Annotated in this window: 2 protein-coding genes; both read left to right on the forward strand. The window is 46.7% G+C overall.

The window, feature by feature from the left end; translation table 11 throughout:
- Nucleotides 1–1,248, forward strand: a 1,248-nt coding sequence (locus BHV83_RS00290) for an FAD-dependent oxidoreductase (protein ID WP_286755223.1), incomplete at its 5' end; no start/stop codon positions are given.
- Between the two features lie 51 nt (nucleotides 1,249–1,299).
- Nucleotides 1,300–3,089 (forward strand): twin-arginine translocation signal domain-containing protein (locus BHV83_RS00295; RefSeq protein WP_286755224.1); only part of this gene is annotated, 1,790 nt, incomplete at its 3' end.

Genomic DNA, 3,089 nt, shown 5'->3' on the forward strand with positions numbered 1-3,089 from the left:
TTATGCCTTACCGACAATAAAGAAAATCAACGTCCGTTCGAAAAACCTGAAAACTATGATCCGGCCAAATATGAACTATTGGCACGTGCTATCCGTAAAATGGATTTACACATAGATAATTATCTCTTATTTAACTGGGGTATGATGCCAGATAATAAGTATGACGTGAATAATCGCGGACCACTATCAACCGATATGATCGGTATGAATTACGAATATCCGGATGGCAACTATGCAACCCGCGAACGGATCTGGCAAGAACATGTAGACTATACAAAAGGACTGCTCTATTTCCTCACACACGATGAAAGAGTCCCTTCCAAACTTCGCGACCAGGTTTCCAGATTTGGATGGGCGAAAGATGAATTTGTTGACAATGATAACTTTCCGACCCAACTATATGTGCGCGAAGCCCGACGTCTAAACGGGGAATATATCATGACACAAAAAAATTGCCAAGGGGAAGAAACAGTGGGAGATGCAATCGGAATGGCCGCCTACGGAATGGACTCTCATAATTGCCAACGTATCGTTACAAACGGTATGGTAAAAAATGAAGGGGATGTCCAATATCATGGCTTCCCACCCTATCCGATCTCGTACAAGAGCATTACGCCTAAACGCGAAGAATGTACTAATCTACTGGTCCCCGTATGTATTTCTTCCACCCATATCGCTTTCGGATCAATCCGGATGGAACCGGTCTTTATGGTATTGGGGCAATCGGCAGCCGTAGCATCGGCATTAGCGATCAACGATAATACTGACGTCCAGACAATAGATGTAACCAAGCTAAGGAAAATATTGAAAGACAATCCTTATTTGGACGGTTCTACTCCCGAAATATTAGTCGATGACAGCGATATCGACAAAATAGAAAGATCCGGACATTGGCAAAAAAGCTTTGGAGCGCATTATAAAAACAGCTATTTAAAGTCGGCGAACCAAAAGAACAATTGCTCTTTTACCTTTATGCCTGTTATCAAAAAGGCGGATACATACGAAGTTTTCTTTTACTGCACAGCTCTTCCCGACCAGGAGATGCCCGAAGTTATGGCTTTTGACATTACGGGTAAAGAGGGGACCAAGCAAGTAGAAATATCTCCCAGATCTCACAAAGGTTCATGGGTAAGTTTAGGCACATACGCGTTTGAGAAAGGCAACTGGACATCTTCTATCAAGATTGACGGCTGCCGTTCGAAGGGTGCCTTATTTGCCGATGCTATTATATTAGTTCCTAAAAAATAAAATTCTTATCTTTATAGTTCCCATAAAAACCAAATATAAAAAGAGAATACCATGATTACACGACGTGATTTTTTAAAAGTAACGGCAGCCGGAGGCGCATTAGCCTCTTTAGGTAGCGTGACAGAAGCAAAGTCAACCATACAATCAGCTGTCCCAAATGAAAAATTCTGCCATGAAGGGGCACGTAAGATTCCGGTGATTGCAGAAGTAGATCTTGTGGTCGCGGGTGGAAGTTCACGTGCTATTGCCGCTGCTGTTGCCGCAGCGAAAACAGGCAGTCGAGTTTACCTGGTTGGCTATATGCCCTATCTGGGTGAAGACATATGCGGCTCACATCTCTACGAGCGAGAAGCAGGGGAAAAACTGCAGACAGCACTTGCACGCAAGCTCTTTCCGGGAAAAAATTTCCCTACTCCGCTTCATATAAAGAAAACGCTGGAAGACGAATTGATCGACAACAACATTCAGTTCCTTTACAGCAGTTATGTAACGAACGTGCTGACGGACCCATCCGGTAAACCTGCGGGAGTCGTGATTGCAAACCGTTCGGGCAGACAAGCTATCCGTTGCAAAGCGATTATCGATGCGACGCACAATGCATCCGTTGCCGGACTATTAGGAGCAGAACGTAAACCTTTTATCGCAGGTTCGCAAGAATTCTGCTATACCGTAGTAGGAAATACCCCGAAAGAAGCACCGGAAATTATCCAGGCCGAAGAATTATCCCAGCCCATCAAGGTTGGTGAAAAAAGCTATCCGGTCACCCACTATACATTCCGTTTACCACTCAAAGACGACTCGTATGCATCACTGGCCGAGGTCGAACAGATCATCCGTAACCGGACATGGGATATAGAACAGGTCGACAGCTCGGATCTGCTCTGGTATATTCCGAAACAAACGATTAACAGCGAGAAAGCATATAACGGGAATCCGGTGTCCTGGCGCAAGTTACCGATGCAAGCATTCAAATCTAAGAATATTGCAAACCTATGGGTACTCGGTCCCTGTGCTGAGATACCAAGAGAGTTGGCAGCCAAAGTGATGCGCCCCGTTCCGGCCCTGTTCATAGGAGAAATGATGGGCGAAACAGTAGCCAGACAGATAAAGGATATACCCGTACCGGCTCAGGCCACTGTCCGCCAGCTTAAAGTAAACGCTTCAAACTACGGACAAACAGGCGAACTGCTCTCCCCGCTCCGTCCGTCCCTGCAAAAGGGGTTCGTCGCCTCTCCAGCAGGTGCGCTTCCGGTTTTAGGCAGCTACGATGTAGTTGTGATGGGAGGCGGCACAGCAGGTGCGTCCGCCGGAATATCTGCAGCCAAACAGGGAGCCAATACATTGGTATTGGAATACCTGCACGGGCTTGGAGGATTGAGTACACTAGGAATGATCGGTGTCTATTGGGATGGGTTCCGAGGCGGATATACCGCTCATATAGACAAGAGTGTCCTGGCAATGGCACCTAAAGACCATCCAAGACAACCCAAAGGAGAAGGACGTTTCCCTGCCGACTGGAAAATGGAATGGCATCGTAAAGAGCTGTTACAGGCAGGAGGCAAACTCTGGTTCGGCGTGATGGGATGCGGTGCTTTGATAGAAGGAAGCCAAGTAAAGGGAGTCGTAGTCGCCACTCCCTTCGGACGAGGCGTCATACTATCCAAAATATTGATAGACAGCACTGGAAGCGCAGATATAGCCATTGCTGCCGGAGCGGCATTCGATTATACAGGTAAAAAAACAATCGCCGTACAAGGTGCGGGAACTGGAAAATGGGCGCCGGGCGACTATTACAACAACAACGACTGGCTGTTCGTAGACGACACGGATATTCTGGATGT

It is taken from the genome of Parabacteroides sp. merdae-related_45_40 (assembly GCF_001915675.1).